Source organism: Bradyrhizobium sp. USDA 4452 (assembly GCF_054063575.1).
The window spans coordinates 6,058,324-6,075,622 of record NZ_JBSSGK010000001.1; the positions used below are offsets into that span (position 1 = coordinate 6,058,324).

A 17,299-nucleotide genomic window follows, 5' to 3' on the forward strand; every position below is an offset into this window, starting at 1 on the left:
CTAGCCTTTGATCAAGCCGTTGTGGCTCTGCCGGAGCAAGATTAACCGCTGCAGCTCCAGCTGCAGAAGGGTGGCTCCTTCGCGTGCCATCAAATCCTCTGGCGCGGCAGATAGCGTATTGGCTAAACGCTCCAAAAGAGGGCCGTGTTGCTCGGGACGCAGAACGTGCGAATGACGTAGCCGCGGCGTCACGAAAGAGAGCAGGCTATGCGCGAGATTAGGCCCCTTAAGCCAAGCGAGTTCCGAGCCTGGCTCGATCTGACCTGGTTGGGCGCGGGCCTCGTCGAGATTGACGCGCGAAATCGCATTGATCGAACCGAGCTCGAGCGCGCTGTCGATCGTGCCCTCAACCAAGCGATCGGGCGCGTCGTTATGCTGGGAAATTGCGCCGTGACTCCTGTCATCATTGCCGCGCGTCCGATCGATCCCGATGGACTTGGCTCGAGAATTGACCGGCGTGATAGCAGATGCATGATGATCAACGTTTGGTCCCTCAAAAGATGGGCCAGGCTCGACGGAATTGGGGGGCAGCCTAGTCATGGCACTTTGCTTCCTTACCTGCGGCCTGAAACACTAATAAGACAGAGCGGAAAGCCGGCCATTCCGGCTCAGCAGAACACGCCCTTCCTCAATTCCGTTGACGGTCCATCCATTGCTCAACAGCGCGCCAACAAAATACTTTTGGCCAGCAACGACGATGTAAGGATCGCTGCCGCGCCACACAGCCTGGATCCCGATTGCGGAAGGTATCTTCTCATCCTTGATGGCGACTGCATTGACGAGCGTATAAGCACCGTTGCTAGTGCGATCAAACCGTTGTTGGATGTCTTGCCAAGCGGCGAGTGCAGCGGGCGTAACGCTGCCGTCGGCCGTGACAACCCCGGCCCCAGAACCGACCTTGATGCCGACAAGGCCCGCTCTGTCAACTTCTTCCTGCAGCAGCCCGGCAGCTGCATCGGTGGTCGGAGCATCAGGAGCGCTGAGCGCCAGCTTGGGTGCAATGTCCGCGGCAGGAGGCGAGGAACTTGGCACCGCAGCGGTGTCGGTCTGGACAAAACTGGTCGTTAATGCGCCAACCGCGGCAAAGCCGATAACAACCAAGGCAAGTCCGATGAGCGACACACGCCGGCGATCGATAGAGCTAGTTTTTTCGAGACCCTCGATAGACCAACGGATCGACATCTGGCCGGCATGCAGGACGACAGGAAGAGGGACAACGACGGGCTCGTTAGGCAAAACAGTGTCGTGCCCGTCGACACGGACGTCGCTCGCCAGGGCCTCAATCTCGATGGAATTGGAATGCGGGGTAACACGAAGATGGTGCGGTTCGAGGCCTTGCTCGACAAAGATTAAATCAGCATCGAGGCTGCTGCCGATCAGACACGATCCGACCCCCAATTCACCTGTTAACCCAGAATAGCACCCCAGCAGCACTTCGAAACGCCAGCGATGTGGCTCATTCACGGTCGCTCTCCTGAACAGCGAACGGAACCGTACGGCAAAACCGTACGGCCCGTTGCGACTTCACGGACTAAGCAGCCCGAGAAAGTGGGCGACGTACGTCGCCCACCTCATCCCTTACTGCACCCGCTCATCGGCTGCTTTCTTGACGGTCGAGAGCTCGGTCGAGACGACGCGGAGTTCCACATCCCTCTCAGCAGCCTTGGTGCTGGTGAGAGTCAGAGCGGCGATTTGCCGTTGGAATGCTGCCTCTCCAGCAACTTCAGCGGCGGTGGAAGCGGTTGCAGCAGCAGCGGTGCCAGCTGCACCAACACCCTTAGTCATACTAGTTCTCCTGTTTGCTTGTATTTCGCCGCAACGTGCGGCTCCCAATTTCCTGCCGTCGCAACATGCGACGTCAGGAATCCTCTTCTGTTTCGGCCATGACGTCGTCAAAATGACCCATTGCACTATTTGCAAGCTGCAGAGCAGCGGCTCCCAGAGCGACGTTGAATGCTTGCTGCATAGCGGCTTCGCGCGAGGTTCCGCCTGGCGTGGACGCGCCGCCGTTTACGGGACTGTTCACATCTGGCGATCGGCCATGCTCATCGCGCTCGTCAGGTTTGTGAGATCCTTTTTTGCCGCTGCTTTTGCCGCCAGCCGCATGGAGGTCAGCATCAACGTGCCCAGTGGCGCTGGAGCTTGTAACGCGCATCGGGTTCTCCTATGTCAATTCAATCGTGCCAATGGAGGAAGTCTCCGCCCACCAATGTGCAAACGTTAGCTTTCGAGAAGCTGACGAGTTCTACAAAATGCAATGGGCCGATGCTGGATCTACGAAAGCTGCAGATCAGATGGTATGTACCAGGATAAACGTTCGTTTGTGGAGCTCGATCGGGTCGGATCGCTGCTCATCAAGGCGAAAGCTTCAGCAGGCTGATGTTAACGCGACTATTAATAGATCGCGTTTGAAGTCGACGCGTTGCAATCCCGGGCTGACGTCACTTTCGATGCCCGCGGGGTCTTTCGACAATTTTCTTGCGGCCGGGCGCAGCGGGACGGAGCTTGACCTGGTTTGGAGCGGGGCGGAAAGCCAGATTGACGGCGATTCAGCGGTCAAGGATGATCCCTCGGTCCTGGCGGGCTCATGAAGGATCCGTCAATCGGGGGCCCGCCTTCATGCAGAGCGAACAGCAGCCTGCGGCTCGAGAAGCGGTCCATCGCCCTGGCGCTCTGCGATCAGCATGCTCCTGATCCTTGCGCAAGCCGGCAGGCTCCGCACCTCTGACCGGTTCTGTCGCGCGGCTTTAATGCATCGACCTTCTTGCCGGGCTGCGTATGCAGCCGATTAACCTTCGCAGCGGCAGACTGGACTTGAGGTCGGCCTCGCGCGATCGGGCGCGGCCTACACAAATTGTGCGCAGTGAAGAGCGAGCAAGTTCCTCGGATCCGGCGGACGGCATCGAGGATGGTAGAGCTTGCGCGACCGACTGCTCGGCAGGGAGACCCGACCGCGCGTAAGCCGCACAAGCTCGACTGGCGTTTTCAGCCTGATCCTGACAGATAGTGTGATGCGGCTAGGCGTTAGCGCCTGCAGCTTGCATGCGTTCGGACTCGATGCGAGCCTTCAAGTTATTCAGGTAGTCCTCCGCGTAGGATTGGGCTACCGAAACCGGGAGGTTGACTCCCGCCGTGGCTGCTTCTTGAATTGCCTGCTTCACCAAGCCTTCTCGCATTGCCAATTTGACCTCAGGGCCGCCGATGAAACCTACCGCCTGTGCCGCAAGGTTCAGGCCAGCTTCTTCGAGCGCTTGCTTTATATTGCCACCGCTGATCGCCGTGTGAAGAAGATTTGCAGCTTGCGCTTCGGCTTCGAGCACCATTGACGCCAGATCGGCCAATTCGCCCAAGCCTGGAATGAAGCTAAGTACACCGACTGCGGTCGCGGCCCAGTCGAGTACCTTCGAGCCAACCTTTAGCACGTCATTGATTGCGTGCATGAAGGCGCCGCCGTTTTTTTTGGGAGACTTGATGTCGGGCTGGTCTGCCACGCCCATCGTCATGTCCGCGACCGCGTCCTTCTCGGCGGCCGTTCGGGCGGCATGCGTCTTCACATGCTGAACGGTGCGGTTCGCACCGGACATGTTGCTGAAGAACTGGTTGAAGTCGCTCTTGCTGATATTGCCGGAATCGACCGTATGGCCGCCGCCGAAGTCGAAGAACTTGTGGTGGGTTTTGTAGCCCGTAATCGCGTTGTTCATCAACCCGAACAGCACAGGGTCGGACAGCAGCTGGGATGCCGCCTTTCGCACCTCGGGCGCGAGGCTCTTGTCATCGGCCATGCTCGCCAGCTTTTCCCGCGTCAGGTCGCCCGTCCCGAAAAAGGCGCTTTGGTTCTTGCTGATCGTGTCGAGCGTATCGAGCTCGGCTTTCGTGAGATTAACCGATGATGAAGCAACCTGCAGAAAGTCCTCTTTGTGGACCTTGTCTATCGAGCCGCCATACAACTGCTTCCATTCATCCGGATGGTCGAGGAAGTATTGAGCGGCCGCGAGAACCTGCGGCGGGCATTTGCCCGTCTTAGCTTCGCCGTCGACGATCTGCTTGAAATCCGATAGGCTTAGGTTCTTGGGCAGGTTGTCGGAATAGCGATAGAGCTCGCGCAATGCATCGGTCAGCATCATAACCGATGGCTCGCCATCGCCGCTGCCGTCGGAGGGGATGTAGTTTTGCGTATAGTTCTTTGCCCGCTGCTCCTGGAACTCAGCAACTTGCGGGTGGTGATCGGAGAAGCCGGAGAGATCACCCGCTTTGATTTTACCGCCGCAGCGGCCGTCGCCTTGCGAGCCTATCGCGTAGAAGAGCTCGGGGTCTCGCTGCAGTGCCTCGATGGCCGCCTTTAGATCCGGCGGTGTGGAGGGATCGTTAGCCAAATCTCCCAGAGATTTCCAATCCAGCGGGCATTTGTCCTTGTGTCGGATCAGCACCGACACAATCTGCAGCTCGGCCTCAGTCGGGGCGCCGCTGTTCCACGTAATTCTGGAGCTTTGTACGGGGGCTTCTGCAATCTTTGGGGCGTTCGCAGCCGAGGAGGCTTCTTCAGAGGACGGCTCGGGGGTCTCCTGACATGCGTCCAGTGCGGCCTTAATCTCCGGCGGGATGATGTTCCGCACCTCTTGCGTGAGTTCCTCCGTCAGTTGCTTGGCCGAGTCCTCGGTCGCCGGACCTTGCGGGGGGGAATGCTCGTCAGTCGCGTCCTTCAACGACAAACTGACCAGCACCGCCTCGAAGCTTGAAAAGTCACGCGCCGGCGAGGGCCCGGAAGCTAGCCCCGACAAAGCCAAATTCGAGCTGGTGGTTAGCGGCAGATTGTTGACTGACATCATACGTCCTCTGATTTGAGATCGCACCACAAGCTGGCTATGTGGCGCAGCCTGAGATCGCGGCGAACAACGAGCAAGAGATGTCGATAGGCTTCAATGGCTCCTACCGCTTGCTTCCGATTGCACAGCGCTCCCAGCGCTCAGTTTGGCTACAATCTATAGGCATATCGCCGTCTAGATATTCACGCCGTATGGTAGGAGCGATTAGCTTTCGAGAAGCTGACGGCGCTCAAAGGATTTCACAATGAGTTGAGAAATGACGTCGCTCTAGGTGGTGTGGACTCTAAGGATTCCCTTTTAGGAGCAAATCAGATTCAAGGCTGCTTTTGGGGAGGCCGCCTTGGGTGTGATGGACCGTTTGGTATTGAGCGACGCGGCGTGGAAGCGGATGGCGCCGTTGATCATAGGGCGCCCGGATCAGAAGGGCTCGACCGGGCGCGACAACCGAATGTTCGTTGAAGGAGTGCTGTGGATCGTGCGTACGGGGTCTCCCTGGCGCGATCTCCCGGAGGTCTTCGGCGATTGGAACAGCGTGTTCCGGCGCTTCAGCCGATGGAGCATCAAGGGTGTTTGGTGGCGGATCTTCGAGGCGATGTCCGATGATCCGGACTTCGAATATCTGATCGTCGATTCCACCATCGTTCGGGCGCATCAGCACGCTGCCGGCGCCAAAAAAGGGGGTCTGAAGATCAGGCGATCGGCCGCTCGCGCGGGGGCCTGAGCACCAAGATACATCTGGCCGTTCGAGGCTTGGGATGTCCGGTGCGGTTCACGCTGACCGCGGGTCAGAAGGGCGATGCACCGCAAGCCGCCGCATTGATCGAAGGCTTGTCCGCCGAGGTCGTCATGGCCGACGCCGCCTATGACGCCGATCACTTGCGCCAAGCTATCGCCGCCAAAGGCGCGCTCGCCGTCATTCCCAACAACCCGTCACGCGCGCTCAAATACCCACTCGACAAGCATCTCTACGCCCAGCGTCATCTCGTCGAATGCTGCTTCTCAAAGCTCAAGCAGTTCCGACGTGTCGCAACCCGCTTCGAAAAAACGGCCCGGAATTACCGGGCCGTCGTCACTCTCGCTGCCATTGTTCTATGGATGCGCTAGTGTCCACACCACCTAGGCGGCGACGGTCCTCAGTTCGGCATCGGCTTGCTTCGGTGCTCGGTCGCCTCTGCGACAGCCAGGCCAACGAGTCTGCCGCTCTTCGCAGGAGTCGCGTGCGCTGGTTCATGCAACACATCGCGAGTTCCGCAACATCTCTCGGCAACTCACCAGCGCTCAGCCAGCTCGCGCCTGCGTGTCAAACGAGTTATTGGCGTCTGCCCGATCGGGGCGATGCAGCATGACCGGATCAGATTGCTGGGGTGGCCGCACGAATCAATCCATCGCCCATAAAGTTGAGCGGTGCATGGCACTCTGACGCCTCGAATCTCAGATGCACTCTGCATCTGTCAATCTTATTGTGCTTGGTCACCTGGCGGGCGTTCGCCCGAACCTGCGGGCCTAAAAGCGGCTTCCAGCGACGGTTCGAGACGAATGAACCCTTCTGCTCGCCATTGCGCCGTGTGAGGCACACCCAGGATGGTGAACGTTGTAGTCCGGACATTTCTGCTCGGCATGACGTCACGGCCTCTCAGCATCTCGATCTGAGCAGGTGAAGCTGTTTGGCCGATAAAGACCCAGTTTTCCCTGGCGAGATATCCGTTCGCCATGACGAAATCGCCAAGTTCCGGCGGCGCGACGCGTGCGGGCAGCGCGGGCCGCCCTTCGGACCGTCCGGCGTGAGGCGACCCCGCGTGCATGAGTCCAGGCTCAAGATCTTGCCAAACCGGGTCGTTGCCGAAATCGGAGGAGCCCGCGCGATCTTGAGCGGCCGCCTGTTGGGAATTGGACTGCTCGCCGACGGTCAATGATGGCCCGACATGCGACGGTCGGCCTCCAAGCTCCTGCCAAATCAGGTCCTGACTGTATCCAGGCATTTCATGCAATGCCATCAGTTCACGCTCAAACTCACTTCGATCGGTGGGCGATGAGGGCGAGCGGGGCGGTGGGCTCTTGTCTGCTCCGCCTAGCGCATTGAAGTCCATCCTGTTCCTCCTTTTGTACAACAAAGCGGCTCTCAACCGATGCGGCGAAGTTCATGACGGACTTCGTAGAGCGTTTCAAAAGCTCGCATGAAACGCTAAGGCTGAAAAGCAGGTCACGGATACTGCTTGCCCTTTTCGGCTCGAGCATCCGTGGTGCAGGCCCGGCCCTTTATCGCCTGTCTTGCGGCATCGCCGCTGGACAGCCGCCCTCTCGTCATGACAGCTGCAGCTTTCGAAAAGCTGACAGAGGCATAGGTAGAAACTACATCTCTTCCCAACCCATCTGTTATTATCCGTTCATTTCTTACCAGTATCGGGTGCGTGATCCACGCCGTCTTGATGTGAAAGCTCGGGTGAAGGAGCGTCGTTGGGGCGTCCTTCGCGAACGACCACGCTGGAAGATCCGCGAAACAGCATCAAGACCGACTCATGCGGTGGCTTTTCGGCTCCGTTCGGGTTTCGTCGCGCCTGTGCCTCCGTCACCAGTCCTTTGAGTGTTTGCTCCACAAGCGCGATAAAGCGAGGCGGACCGGACGCGAAGACGAGGCCATCTCCCGGCACGGCTCTCACGATGTAGCGCTCGTCCGAGATGTTAAGTGCGTCGAGCGCCGCCTTGAACGCGTCAAAGCTGATCGGATTCAGTATCAGAAGGCGACTTTGCGCCTCATGCGCGTCAGATACGTAGAGCACCAGCCCATCGTAGTACCATTGAAGATTGTAGAGACTGATCAACCGTTCGAGAAACTCCCGCGGTGGGAGGTCCGGCATTCGCCCGCGAATTCGTCCCTTCACCCCGGTGCTGATATTGACTCTGATATTGAGGTTGTTACCGAACTCCTGCAGCGCGGTCGCGAGGTCCTGATCCAGCACTGTGTAACTATACGGCGTCGACGGCAGCGCCAGCGGGGCACCGAGCGCCTTGATGGCGCCCAAGCACATGAAAACAGCAAGACAGAGAACTTTCTTCAAGATATGCAACCTTGTAGACGGGATGAGCATTCCAGCGATTTTCTTCTAATTGAGACCAAGCACCGGAATTCGTCCCAAAATTTGGAGGCCGACGCTTCGCCAGAAATTGGAAGCCAACCGTGATTATTAGATGACAGATGCTCGTCAGCTTTTGGTCAGTTTGGGTCTCTAGGGTGCCAGCCCATTCATGAGAGCGAATGGCTAATCTCACCGCGGGACAGAAATGATTTCTCCCATGTTGCTTGGAATTGCGTCGGTCTCCGCCAACCCCGTCGAGTGTGCCTCCAGCGGCTGTTCGCTGGCGCACGCTCAGTTTCACGAGAGTCTCGCGCAGGCCGCCTTGAAACAGGGGGGCGACTCTTCTGTGACCGAGCGCGCGCCAGTTTCATCAGTGCCGGAAGTGCAGCGCGCCGTCACGCCGGCGAGCCCGCTTGGCGATCGCGTCCTTCAGAGCATTTCTGCTATCCACCAGGGCAAACCATTTCCTGGAGATGCAGTTTCGCCGACGCTCGTCGGCGGCGTTGATCCTGCGAAGAGTTTCCAGCTTGGGCCGGCCGCGCAACCGCTCCTGCGGCCGCAGCAAGTCGAGGTGCATCCGGCAGGCAAGCCGGAAGGTGCGGATCATTTCGATTCGGCGCTGACGAATTTGCGCGATGTTTACAACGGCGTCGTCCAGGTTTCGCTCATCTCCAAGGGTACGGGTGCCGTCAGTTCATCTCTGAATAAACTTCTATCAGCAGGCTGAGTGGGCCGTTGGCTGTCTTGACGAAAGGTGAGATCGGTAACGGTCGGCCCGCGAGCAAGCGGCTTCATGCTCTTGTTCTGCTGCTACTTTTACCGACCCTCACCGGTTGCAAAACGGATCTGTATACCAAAGTGCAGGAGCGTGACGCCAACGAGATGCTTGGGCTGCTGCTGAGCAGGGGCGTGGATGCCATCCGGGTCGTCGGTAAGGATGGGACGAGCACCATTCAGGTCGAAGAAAAGCAGCTCGCCTATTCCATCGAGTTGCTAAATGACCAGGGCTTGCCGCGCCAGCCTTTCAAGAGCCTTGGTGAGGTGTTCAAGGGGTCGGGGCTCGTTGCCTCTCCGGTCGAGGAGCGGGCCCGCTACGTCTATGCCCTAAGTGAAGAATTGTCGCGTACGATCAACGATATTGATGGGGTTCTCTCCGCCCGTGTTCATGTCGTCCTACCGAAGAATGATCTGCTGCGGCAGGATGCAACCCCGTCCTCGGCGTCGGTTTTCATTCGGCACGCCTCCAGCGCGAAGCTCTCAGCCTTGCTGCCGCAAATCAAGATGCTCGTCGCCAATAGCATCGAAGGTCTATCATACGACAAAGTGGCAGTCGTGTTCGTGCCCGTCGAGCGGACTCAGCATGAGGTCTCGGTTACGCCAGCGGCAGCGTCAAACGAGTCAACCAGGTTCGTCGCGGCTCCCATTGCGATCGGCGCGGGCGGTGCGCTCGCCGTATTGGGCATCGTATCTTGCCTGCTGCTGAGCGCACGCGGGGGGCAACTTCGCCAATCCTGGCGTAAGCTGATAAATCTCGGCAGTGGTGCCAGCAAGCCAGCGGTCCAGTCCGCTGGCAAGAAGCTCTCCTCCGATGCGAAATAGGCCGGCATTCAGGTTCGTATCGATGGTATCACCCGACCAAAATCATTCACTCAACGCGCATTCCGATCGCCGGCGCGAGCTTGCCGCCTTGATCCATCCGAGCCGTTTGGCCGGCCATCTTGATGGGCTCCTGTCGGAGGCCACGGTGCTGCAGTTGCAGAAGACTCCGAGGTTGCAGCAAAGACTGGCCGAATTGCTGCTAAGTGAGCTGGCCTCGAACGGAACTGACTGGGGTAGGGACGTTCTGCTCGGGCATGATCCGCGTCGGGCGGCCTTGCTCGCTGGCAGTATCTGGCATGCCCGTTCGGTGCTGAAGCTTGTGTCAAAGCATGATGTGGCGATTCTGATCGAAAATATTGGTGCGGAAGCGCACGCTTTCGCAATCCGACACTTATCTGCTGCAGTCGCGACCACATCGATTGTCGATCCGCATAAACTGTCGAGCCAGATTGAACATGACGGATATGCGAGCCTTGGTGCCTGGCTCAAGGACGCATCAGAGCTTGACCGTCTGCGCGTCCTTTTCCGCTTACGTGTTGGGACCGCCGCCGAATCCCCAGCAGCCGAACACCACAGCGCAGCGGGTCGTTTGCTGTCTTTGGTGGTAGCCCACTTGGCCAACGAGGCGCCAGCGGCATGACGGCCAATGAGATGGCCCAGCTAGATAGCCCGCGGATACGGCCGGTTGGTCCACTCATACCAGCCGCGGAACTCGGTATCTGGTACGATGCGGTGCAGACGCGTGCGCTAGCCGACCGATATCTGCAGCAAGTTCGCAGCTGGGCAAGCAAAGCCTATCAGCAGGAGCGGGAGCGCGGCCACAGCGAGGGTCTTAGGTCGGGATCGGACCAAATGGCGCAGCTGATCGCCCGAGCTGCTTCCGATGTGGCCCGGCGAAAAGCCGTTCTGCAGCAGGAGTTGCCACAGCTCGTCCTTGAGATATTGACCGACCTGTTGGGCTCCTTTGATCCCGGCGAGATGCTGGTAAGAACCGTTCGTCACGCCGTCGAGCAAAGATATGGCAGCGCGGAAGTATGCCTTCACGTGTCTCCTGTGAATGCTGATGCACTAAGACATGAATTCGAGGCGTTCGACGGAACGAATGGTCGGCCGAAGGTCAGAATTGATCCGGACCCGGCTATGGGACCTGACCAGTGCGTTTTGTGGAGCGAGTTCGGCAATGTGGATTTAGGACTTGCCGCACAACTCCGCAAATTGCGTCTCAGCCTTGATCCGTCCTCTCAGGAAGGCGAGTCGTGACGATGCAACGATCAGGCCCTGGTCTAGCGGCCAGAGAAGGAGATTTGCGTGCGGCGCTGGCATCTGTAAGGTCCGCAGCAAAAGATGTCGATACGCGTGCTGTGCGGGGACGGATCACGCGAGCGATCGGCACGTTACTTCATGCCGTATTACCTGGGGCCCGTGTCGGAGAACTTTGCCTGTTGCAGGATCACGCATCCGGATGGGCGCTTGAGGCCGAAGTCATCGGTTTGTTGCCGGATGGGGTTCTGCTGACGCCTATCGGCGACATGGTAGGCCTGTCACACCGCGCGGAAGTGGTCCCGACCGGGCGCATGCAGGAAGTGTCGGTCGGGCCCGGCCTGCTCGGTCGCGTGATCGACAGCTTCGGCCGTCCACTCGACGGCAAGGGGCCCATAAAGACGGTCCACACTTGTCCGCTCCGCGGCAGGGCACCCAACCCGATGAAACGGCGTAGCATCGAGCAGCCATTTCCTCTCGGCGTCCGCGTGTTGGATGGGCTTCTGACGTGTGGCGAAGGTCAGCGGATCGGAATCTATGGAGATGCTGGGTGCGGTAAGTCGACGCTGATGTCGCAAATCGTAAAAGGGGCGGCCGCTGACGTCACCGTAGTTGCACTCATAGGAGAGCGCGGCCGCGAGGTGCGTGAATTCATTGAACGTCATATTGGAGATGCCATTGCGCGCACGATCGTTGTCGTTGAGACATCCGATCGATCCGCAATGGAGCGGGCGCAGTGCGCTCATATGGCGACCGCACTCGCGGAGTATTTTCGGGATCAAGGACTGCAGGTCGTGCTAATGATGGATTCGCTGACGCGCTTTAGCCGCGCGATGCGCGAAATCGGCCTCGCCGCGGGAGAACCTCCGACCCGACGCGGCTTTCCTCCTTCCGTTTTTGCGCTGCTGCCCGGTCTGTTGGAACGTGCCGGTATGGGAGAGCGGGGCTCCATCACGGCATTCTATACAGTGCTTGTCGAAGGTGACGGCACGGGCGATCCGATTGCCGAAGAGTCGCGCGGCATTCTTGATGGTCATATCATTCTTTCGCGCGCACTGGCTTCGCGCGAGCACTTTCCCGCCATCGATGTGCTGTCGAGCCGAAGTCGTGTCATGGATGCGGTCGCCTCCGCGCCACATCGCAAGGCGGCCTCCGTCTTCCGCGATCTGCTCTCGCGCTACAATGAAGCTGAGTTTCTGATCAAGGTCGATGAATACAAGCCCGGCAGCGACCCACTGACTGATCGAGCAATCGATTCAATCGAGGAACTGCGCGCATTCTTGCGCCAGGGACAGGACGAGCCGTCCAGCTTTGAGGAGACCGTTTCATGGATGTCGCGTCTCACGGCCTGAATCCCGTGCAAGCGTCGAAATTGCGGCTGGTGAAAGACATGAGGGAGCGAAGCGCGCTTCGTGAATTGTCGAACATGGAAGCCAAGCGCCGAATTGCAGCCGACGCGCTGCAGCTGGCGTCTGAGGGGCTTGAAGCCGCGCAGAAGCATCGCGCCAAGGTCGAAGCTGAACTTTATCGGGAACTGGCGGCGCTCGGCATAACGTCCGTGACCGAACTCGATCGACGCTGTCAACTCGTCACTGGGCGACTGGCAGCAGAGATCGAATCGGCGCGTCAGGCGCTTGAGCAGGCACGCATCGCGCATGAGGAGGCACAGCGGGCGGTAAGTGAGGCGCGGGCAGTATGGTCCGGGCGTTCGGCGGCGAGCCAGAAATGGCAAGAGATTGAGGGCAATGTCCAGCGCGCGAGCGCCGTTCGTTCGGAGTCTGCGGCCGAAATCGACGCCGACGACGAGGTTTTGCTCCGATATCGGGGTGGTTCGCGCAGCCAGACGATCGGCGGGGCGTTCTAATGGCTTGTTCTTTTATGACGTCACGAACTGCGCCTGTGCAACCTGTCGGTAAGCGCCGTGGCTGAACCCGCACTATTTCAGCCAGCGGTGAAGCTGGCGCATGAAGTGGTCTCGTGGGCCAACGAGATTGCCGCACGGCGTACCATCTTCCAGAGCCGCCATGGCGACAAGCCACTATCCATCCGTGTGAGCCGTCTTGTCTGGCAGGCAGAGCCATATGACATGTCGATGCTCGACTGCGTATTTGGCGCCGGCGGCGAGACAGCTGTTTTGTCCTTACCTCGTCTTCTCGTCGAGACACTGATTTCAACGATCCAGCAGGGCCTTACGTTACCTTCCGACCCAACCCGCTCGCTCGTTCTCGAGCTCGCACTGGAACCCTGGATCGCTGGACTAGAGAACGTGCTCGCATCGAATGTGCAGTTGATCCGCATCGAAGACGCAACGGCCAAAGACCCCTATCTGGAGCTCGATGTTGCCATCGGAGCGCTGGCGGGAAAGGCCCGCCTGTTATTGTTCGCACCGCTTGATGGTCGGATTCCTTCTGCGTTTCGCTTGTTAGGCGAATTGATCGGCCAATTACCGCGAGAGCAAGGCAAGATTTCGTCGGAATTGCCGGTCGTGATTACGACAGAGATCGGCTCGCTGCGGGCGCCTGTCAGGCTACTTCGCCAAGCACAGCCGGGCGACGCACTACTGCCCGACGTCATTCCCTTTGCCCATAGCCAGCTGATCCTCACGGCGGACAAGTTGTGGGCGCCGGCGCAGGCCGTGGACGACAGACTTGTCCTTCGCGGACCATTCCGCCTGCAGCCCCATCCTCTAAGGTATGTAGATATGACGATACGCCCCCAAACGGAACAAGCAATCCCGCCCTCGGAAGCCGACATCGACAGTGTTGAGATCACGCTTGTGTTCGAATGCGGCCGCTGGCCTATCCCGCTGGGTACGTTGAGAAGCATCAACGAGGGACACGTGTTCGAACTTGGGCGGTCCCTGGACGGTGCGGTCGATATTGTAGCCAACGGTCAATTGATCGGCCGGGGCGATATCGTGCGCATTGGTGACGCGCTTGGGATCCGGTTGCGTAGCAGGTTGGCAGTCAATGGTTGACATTCAACCGAGCATCCTTGCGCTTCTTGCGGCGACGGTCGGCCTTGGCCTGCTGGCGTTCGCAGTCGTCACAACGACCGCCTTCATAAAGGTTTCTGTCGTTCTGTTCCTGGTTCGCAACGCGCTCGGGACTCAGTCCATACCACCGAATGTCGTTCTGTATGGCGCTGCATTGATTCTTACCGTGTTCATAGGCGCTCCAGTGTTCGAGCAGACCTACAACCGCGTGACCGATCCGCAACTTCGCTACCAAACCGCCGACGACTGGTTGACCGCCGCCAAGGAGGGCAGCGAGCCGCTGCGCGCCCACCTCAAAAAGTTCACTACTGAGGAGCAGCGCACGTTCTTCCTGTCATCGACGGAACATATCTGGTCGGACGAGATGCGCAGCAACGCAACAGCCGATGATTTTGCAATTCTCGTGCCGTCCTTTTTGATCTCGGAACTTAAGCGTGCATTTGAGATTGGCTTCCTTCTCTATCTTCCATTCATCACGATCGACCTGATCGTGACGACAATTCTGATGGCCATGGGCATGTCAATGGTGTCACCAACAATGATATCCGTTCCTTTCAAGCTCTTTCTGTTCGTCACAATCGACGGCTGGTCGCGGCTCATGCACGGACTGGTGTTAAGCTACGCAACCCCCGGAGGTTGAGATGGACGAAGCCAGCATCCTCACCCACCTGAGCCGATCACTTGTCCTATTCATGATCTGGGTTCTTCCCCCGCTCCTGGCAGCCCTCGCGGCCGGACTGGGTATCGGCATCGTGCAGGCAGCAACCCAGCTCCAGGATCAAACCTTGCCACTGACAGTGAAGCTCCTCGTCGTCGTCGCGGTGCTCGTTCTGTTCGCCCCGGTGCTGAGCGCGCCACTGATCGAGCAAGCACAGCACATCTTCACCGAGTTCCCGGCGCTCACAGCGAGGTATTAGTGCGGGGAACGCAAGGCGGACCAAGCCTGCAGCTATGGCGTCGCGCTTGTCTGTCCTCATTCTGAACCATGGAAGAGACGAGTTTCGTCAGCTTACCGAAAGCTCGCCTCATTATCATGGGACGGATAGATATCCGAACTGTCCTGTTCAGCTCGATCGGCCTTCGGAGGAGGAATGACCTCATCTGAAATTGTCATCCACTCAATTCGAGTCTGGCTCCACGATGAAATGACCTGCTGTGAGGCCTGGCCCTCGATGCATAACCTGGCGAGTTGTTAACTAGGTGGATAGGCGAACCGATTTGATCTCAAGTGGGCGCAGGGTTTTGACGATCTGATGGATCAAGCCGCGATGAAGTGCCGGCCGAGACCGATCGCCGCGAACTGTTGAATTGATGCAAGCTCCGAAGCTCCAGGTCACCAGAAACCGCCCTGCGGCCGGTGACAGCCAAAGGAGCTTGGCTTGCTAGCCTGGTAGCGGCGCTATTCGGCGGGTCCTATCATTGAGATGGTCATACCTTATTGGTGGACAGCCGTGGCTGCGGAGAGTTGAAGCGCAAGTGACGTGACCCTAGCGCTAGGTATGTCGATCTGCAGCCGCTAGGACAGAAGGTAGATGACCAGCAGAGTTGACGACTCGCATAATGGCGAGGCGCCCGGGCGATTAGATTGGCTTGAAGCGAGCGGTGAGCTGAGCTCAAATGGATGCGTTGTCACCCACCGAGACGCAAAGTCTGGTTCAGACTGCCGTCGAATTCGTCGTTGCGGCTGGACTTAGCGCGGCCCGTGCGCTTGGCATTATGCTGGTTCATCCGGTATTCACGCGGCCGCACATTGGCGGGATGATCCGCGCAAGCGCGACGGTTGTAATTGGATTGCCTTGCTTGATGCAAATCAAGAGCGGCTTGCAGGCGCTGGATCCCGGCACCCGTATGATTGCGGTCGCGCTCCTCGGTGTGAAGGAGATATTTATCGGCCTATTGTTCGGCTTTCTGCTCAGCATACCACTTTGGAGCATCCAAGCCGTTGGTGACATCATTGATACCCAGCGCGGCATCTCCAGTCAGGTAGACGATCCGACGACACGCAGCCAAACCTCCGCAATGGGGCTCTTTCTCGGAACTGCGGCGGTTACGATCTTCGTCGTATCGGGAGGCCTGCAGACAATGGTCAGATGCCTTTACGGGAGTTATCTGATCTGGCCCGTGTATCGGCTGCTACCGCCCCTGACCCAGCAGGGAGCAATGGAATTTATCAAGCTTCTCGACCATATCATGCATGCGACGCTCGTGGTCGCCGGGCCTGTGCTGGCTCTGCTGCTTCTGATTGACGTATCCCTCATGCTGCTTGGGCGCTTTGCGCCGCAAATCAAGCTGAACGATCTCTCTCCGACCATCAAGAATGCCGCCTTTGGCATCATCATGGTGAGCTACACCGTCTTTTTGATCGAATATATGGGAGCCGAGATCGTTCAGTTCGACGGTGTACTGGATTGGCTCGAGAAGTTCTTGAAATGAATGACACGAGTGAGGAGAAAAAGCTTCCACCGAGCCACAAGAAGCTGAGGGACGCGCGTAAGAAAGGGCAGAGTCCGCGTAGCGCCGACTTTGTGACCGCGGCAAGCCTTTGCGCTGGTTTCGGCTGCTTGTGCTTCAGGGCAGGCCCGATCGAAGACGGATGGCGCGAAGCAGTGCGGCTCATCGACAAGCTGCAGGGCCAGCCATTTAACGGTGCGGTCCGGCAGGCATTGGTCGGATTGATGGACCTTGCTATGGCAGCCGTAGCCCCAATCCTGGGTGCGGCGTTGGTTGCGGCCATCTTGGCCGGCGTCTTGGCCAACGGCGGGCTGACGATTTCCGTCGAGCCACTGAAACCTAGCTTTGAGAAATTGGATCCGGTCAAAGGGCTGAAGCGGATTGTGTCCCAGCGCTCGCTTGTGGAGCTTGGAAAGTCCCTCGTCAAAGTATTGGTTCTTGGTGCCACGTTCGTGTTCACTGTGCTCTCAGGTTGGAGGGCATTGGTCTATTTGCCCGTGTGCGATTTAAGCTGCCTTGGTTTTGTCTTTAACGAGCTGAAAGTGCTGATAGCGATTGCTGCCGTCGCCTTTCTGATTGGTGGGCTCGCCGATCTCCTCATTCAGCGTTGGTTATTCCTGCGCGACATGCGCATGACGCAGAGCGAGGCCAAGCGCGAGTCCAAGGAACAGGATGGTAATCCGCACATCAAGGGTGAACACCGCAGGCTTCGTCGTGAGTCGGCGAACGAGTCTCCGCTCGGCATCCACCAGGCAACATTGATATTGACTGGACCGGCGACGGTGATTGGGCTGCGCTACGTGCGGGGCGAGACAGGCGTCCCGGTCCTGGTGTGCCGCGGTGAAGGCGAGGTGGCGTTACAGTTACTTGCGCAGGCGCGGGCCCAGCGTCTGAGCATTGTCGAGGATCATGTATTGGCGCGTCAGCTGATCAGTAAAGGTGCGATGGGCAAGGCCGTTCCCATGGTTTGTTTTGAGAGGGTCGCAAAGGCGGTGTTTGCCGCCGGCCTTGTGTAGCGTCGACGCGCTCGGACCATCGGTCAAGACCCCTATTGTCGCAGAACTTGGCAAACGCTCCGCGAACCAAAAACAACGGCA

Annotated in this window: 18 protein-coding genes and 1 pseudogene; 12 read left to right on the plus strand and 7 right to left on the minus strand. The window is 58.6% G+C overall.

From position 1 onward, the window contains the following. The 5 genes from ACVISU_RS28730 to ACVISU_RS28750 form a co-directional block, all read right to left on the minus strand. On the minus strand, positions 1 to 540 hold the full coding sequence (locus ACVISU_RS28730; RefSeq protein ID WP_456709125.1) for a hypothetical protein: 540 nt from the start codon (positions 538 to 540) through the stop codon (positions 1 to 3). Positions 541 to 573: 33 nt separating this feature from the next. Next, complete coding sequence (locus tag ACVISU_RS28735) at positions 574 to 1,464, minus strand: SctD/MshK family protein (RefSeq protein ID WP_456709126.1); 891 nt, start codon at positions 1,462 to 1,464, stop codon at positions 574 to 576. Between the two features lie 114 nt (positions 1,465 to 1,578). Beyond that, positions 1,579 to 1,785 carry a nodulation protein NopA gene (locus ACVISU_RS28740; RefSeq protein WP_076828259.1) on the minus strand — a complete coding sequence of 69 codons (207 nt, stop codon included), beginning with the start codon at positions 1,783 to 1,785 and terminating at the stop codon, positions 1,579 to 1,581. A gap of 73 nt (positions 1,786 to 1,858) precedes the next feature. Next, the gene (locus ACVISU_RS28745) at positions 1,859 to 2,155 is read right to left on the minus strand and encodes a hypothetical protein (protein ID WP_456709127.1); all 297 of its coding nucleotides are present in this window, start codon (positions 2,153 to 2,155) and stop codon (positions 1,859 to 1,861) included. 862 nt (positions 2,156 to 3,017) lie between these two features. After that, complete coding sequence (locus ACVISU_RS28750; RefSeq protein ID WP_456709128.1) at positions 3,018 to 4,823, minus strand: HrpF/NolX family T3SS translocon protein; 1,806 nt, start codon at positions 4,821 to 4,823, stop codon at positions 3,018 to 3,020. Between the two features lie 388 nt (positions 4,824 to 5,211). On the opposite strand from ACVISU_RS28750, the pseudogene ACVISU_RS28755 reads away from it, so the two are divergent. Continuing rightward, a pseudogene (locus ACVISU_RS28755) lies at positions 5,212 to 5,927 on the plus strand (IS5 family transposase). A 353-nt stretch (positions 5,928 to 6,280) separates the two neighbouring features. Here ACVISU_RS28755 and ACVISU_RS28760 read toward each other — a convergent pair. Further along, complete coding sequence (locus ACVISU_RS28760) at positions 6,281 to 6,910, minus strand: hypothetical protein (RefSeq protein WP_456709129.1); 630 nt, start codon at positions 6,908 to 6,910, stop codon at positions 6,281 to 6,283. A gap of 297 nt (positions 6,911 to 7,207) precedes the next feature. Next, positions 7,208 to 7,849: a secretin N-terminal domain-containing protein gene (locus tag ACVISU_RS28765; protein WP_456710924.1), complete on the minus strand. Its 642-nt coding sequence runs from the start codon at positions 7,847 to 7,849 to the stop codon at positions 7,208 to 7,210. A 265-nt stretch (positions 7,850 to 8,114) separates the two neighbouring features. On the opposite strand from ACVISU_RS28765, the gene ACVISU_RS28770 reads away from it, so the two are divergent. The 11 genes from ACVISU_RS28770 to ACVISU_RS28820 all read left to right on the plus strand — a co-directional run bounded on the left by ACVISU_RS28770 (position 8,115) and on the right by ACVISU_RS28820 (position 17,218). Further along, positions 8,115 to 8,624, plus strand: coding sequence for a nodulation protein NolB (locus tag ACVISU_RS28770; RefSeq protein WP_456709130.1), 510 nt, complete (start codon positions 8,115 to 8,117; stop codon positions 8,622 to 8,624). Positions 8,625 to 8,656: 32 nt separating this feature from the next. Further along, the gene (sctJ, locus tag ACVISU_RS28775; RefSeq protein WP_456710925.1) at positions 8,657 to 9,496 is read left to right on the plus strand and encodes a type III secretion system inner membrane ring lipoprotein SctJ; all 840 of its coding nucleotides are present in this window, start codon (positions 8,657 to 8,659) and stop codon (positions 9,494 to 9,496) included. A 22-nt stretch (positions 9,497 to 9,518) separates the two neighbouring features. Continuing rightward, positions 9,519 to 10,136, plus strand: a complete 618-nt coding sequence (locus ACVISU_RS28780; RefSeq protein WP_456709131.1) for a nodulation protein NolU — start codon at positions 9,519 to 9,521, stop codon at positions 10,134 to 10,136. Continuing rightward, positions 10,133 to 10,756, plus strand: coding sequence for a type III secretion system stator protein SctL (sctL, locus tag ACVISU_RS28785; protein WP_456709132.1), 624 nt, complete (start codon positions 10,133 to 10,135; stop codon positions 10,754 to 10,756). Before ACVISU_RS28780 ends, sctL begins: the two co-directional genes overlap by 4 nt. Before the next feature lie 2 nt (positions 10,757 to 10,758). Beyond that, positions 10,759 to 12,108 carry a type III secretion system ATPase SctN gene (sctN, locus tag ACVISU_RS28790; protein WP_456710926.1) on the plus strand — a complete coding sequence of 450 codons (1,350 nt, stop codon included), beginning with the start codon at positions 10,759 to 10,761 and terminating at the stop codon, positions 12,106 to 12,108. Further along, positions 12,084 to 12,620: a hypothetical protein gene (locus ACVISU_RS28795; protein ID WP_456709133.1), complete on the plus strand. Its 537-nt coding sequence runs from the start codon at positions 12,084 to 12,086 to the stop codon at positions 12,618 to 12,620. The genes sctN and ACVISU_RS28795 overlap by 25 nt, the downstream gene beginning before the upstream one ends. 57 nt (positions 12,621 to 12,677) lie before the next feature. Continuing rightward, positions 12,678 to 13,733, plus strand: a complete 1,056-nt coding sequence (gene sctQ / locus ACVISU_RS28800) for a type III secretion system cytoplasmic ring protein SctQ (RefSeq protein WP_456709134.1) — start codon at positions 12,678 to 12,680, stop codon at positions 13,731 to 13,733. Beyond that, positions 13,726 to 14,391, plus strand: a complete 666-nt coding sequence (sctR, locus tag ACVISU_RS28805; RefSeq protein ID WP_456709135.1) for a type III secretion system export apparatus subunit SctR — start codon at positions 13,726 to 13,728, stop codon at positions 14,389 to 14,391. Before sctQ ends, sctR begins: the two co-directional genes overlap by 8 nt. Before the next feature lies 1 nt (position 14,392). Then, positions 14,393 to 14,668 (plus strand): flagellar biosynthetic protein FliQ, encoded by a 276-nt coding sequence (locus tag ACVISU_RS28810; RefSeq protein WP_456709136.1) that lies wholly within the window; start codon positions 14,393 to 14,395, stop codon positions 14,666 to 14,668. A 700-nt stretch (positions 14,669 to 15,368) separates the two neighbouring features. Next, positions 15,369 to 16,184, plus strand: a complete 816-nt coding sequence (sctT, locus tag ACVISU_RS28815) for a type III secretion system export apparatus subunit SctT (RefSeq protein WP_456709137.1) — start codon at positions 15,369 to 15,371, stop codon at positions 16,182 to 16,184. Continuing rightward, positions 16,181 to 17,218: an EscU/YscU/HrcU family type III secretion system export apparatus switch protein gene (locus ACVISU_RS28820; protein ID WP_456709138.1), complete on the plus strand. Its 1,038-nt coding sequence runs from the start codon at positions 16,181 to 16,183 to the stop codon at positions 17,216 to 17,218. The genes sctT and ACVISU_RS28820 overlap by 4 nt, the downstream gene beginning before the upstream one ends. Positions 17,219 to 17,299: the final 81 nt, after the last annotated feature.

Coding starts and splice junctions, on each gene's coding strand:
- ACVISU_RS28730 (WP_456709125.1), bottom strand. CDS start 540: ATGACTAGGCTGCCCCCCAATTCCGTCGAGCCTGGCCCATCTTTTGAG.
- ACVISU_RS28740 (WP_076828259.1), bottom strand. CDS start 1,785: ATGACTAAGGGTGTTGGTGCAGCTGGCACCGCTGCTGCTGCAACCGCT.
- ACVISU_RS28745 (WP_456709127.1), bottom strand. CDS start 2,155: ATGCGCGTTACAAGCTCCAGCGCCACTGGGCACGTTGATGCTGACCTC.
- ACVISU_RS28750 (WP_456709128.1), bottom strand. CDS start 4,823: ATGTCAGTCAACAATCTGCCGCTAACCACCAGCTCGAATTTGGCTTTG.
- ACVISU_RS28760 (WP_456709129.1), bottom strand. CDS start 6,910: ATGGACTTCAATGCGCTAGGCGGAGCAGACAAGAGCCCACCGCCCCGC.
- ACVISU_RS28765 (WP_456710924.1), bottom strand. CDS start 7,849: ATGTGCTTGGGCGCCATCAAGGCGCTCGGTGCCCCGCTGGCGCTGCCG.
- ACVISU_RS28770 (WP_456709130.1), top strand. CDS start 8,115: ATGTTGCTTGGAATTGCGTCGGTCTCCGCCAACCCCGTCGAGTGTGCC.
- ACVISU_RS28780 (WP_456709131.1), top strand. CDS start 9,519: ATGGTATCACCCGACCAAAATCATTCACTCAACGCGCATTCCGATCGC.
- sctL (WP_456709132.1), top strand. CDS start 10,133: ATGACGGCCAATGAGATGGCCCAGCTAGATAGCCCGCGGATACGGCCG.
- sctN (WP_456710926.1), top strand. CDS start 10,759: ATGCAACGATCAGGCCCTGGTCTAGCGGCCAGAGAAGGAGATTTGCGT.
- ACVISU_RS28795 (WP_456709133.1), top strand. CDS start 12,084: ATGGATGTCGCGTCTCACGGCCTGAATCCCGTGCAAGCGTCGAAATTG.
- sctR (WP_456709135.1), top strand. CDS start 13,726: ATGGTTGACATTCAACCGAGCATCCTTGCGCTTCTTGCGGCGACGGTC.
- ACVISU_RS28810 (WP_456709136.1), top strand. CDS start 14,393: ATGGACGAAGCCAGCATCCTCACCCACCTGAGCCGATCACTTGTCCTA.
- sctT (WP_456709137.1), top strand. CDS start 15,369: ATGGATGCGTTGTCACCCACCGAGACGCAAAGTCTGGTTCAGACTGCC.
- ACVISU_RS28820 (WP_456709138.1), top strand. CDS start 16,181: ATGAATGACACGAGTGAGGAGAAAAAGCTTCCACCGAGCCACAAGAAG.